Below are 867 nucleotides of genomic sequence, written 5' to 3' on the forward strand. Positions count from 1 at the left end.
GTACGCCACCACCTTGCCATCCTGAAGAAGATCTGCCGCCTTGCCTACAAGAAAGGGTATTCCGAGAAATGCCATTTCCAACATTTCGCCCTGCCCCGGCAATCAGAAAGGACACCACGAGCATTGAGCCGCGAATCGTTCGAAAGAATCCGTGATGTGGAGATACCTTCGTACCGAAAGACGCACATACTGGCACGCGACCTTTTTCTGTTTGCCTGCTACACGGGCGTGTCATACGCTGATGTGGTTTCCATCACGGACGAGAACCTATACACGGATGACAACGGATCATTATGGCTGAAATACCGCCGAAAGAAAAACGAACATCGGGCGAGCGTGAAACTGCTTCCCGAAGCGTTGGCACTACTTGAGAGATACAAGGACCAAAACAGGGAAACGCTCTTCCCGGTAATCCACCACCCGAACATGAAACGGCACATGAAAGCGTTGGCTGCACTGGCAGGCATCAAGGATAACTTGTGCTATCATCAGGCCCGCCATAGTTTTGCTTCGCTGATAACACTCGAAGCGGGTGTGCCGATAGAGACCATCAGCCGCATGTTGGGACATTCCGATATTTCCACCACTCAGGTCTATGCCCGTGTCAGCCCGAAGAAACTTTTCGAGGACATGGATAAGTTTATCAAAGCTACCGAAGATTTTCAATTAACACTTTAATACATAAAACGATATGCGAAGCACATTTTCATTGTTACCCTATATCAACCGCAGCAAGACAAAGGCTGACGGAACGACTGCCGTACTCTGCCGTATAACCATTGACGGAAAACAGACCGTCATCAGTACGGGAATTTATTGCCGACCGGAAGACTGGAACGGCAGGAAGAACGAGATAAAGTCCGCAAG

Annotated in this window: 2 protein-coding genes; both read left to right on the forward strand. The window is 49.5% G+C overall.

The features are described 5' to 3' along the window. A partial coding sequence (locus tag E5342_RS19090; RefSeq protein WP_168354529.1) for a site-specific integrase occupies nt 1-678 on the forward strand: 678 nt, incomplete at its 5' end. Between the two features lie 13 nt (nt 679-691). Beyond that, nucleotides 692-867 (forward strand): Arm DNA-binding domain-containing protein (locus E5342_RS19095; RefSeq protein ID WP_246867181.1); only part of this gene is annotated, 176 nt, incomplete at its 3' end.

The organism is Parabacteroides distasonis (assembly GCF_004793765.1).
Lineage (GTDB): Bacteria > Bacteroidota > Bacteroidia > Bacteroidales > Tannerellaceae > Parabacteroides > Parabacteroides distasonis_A.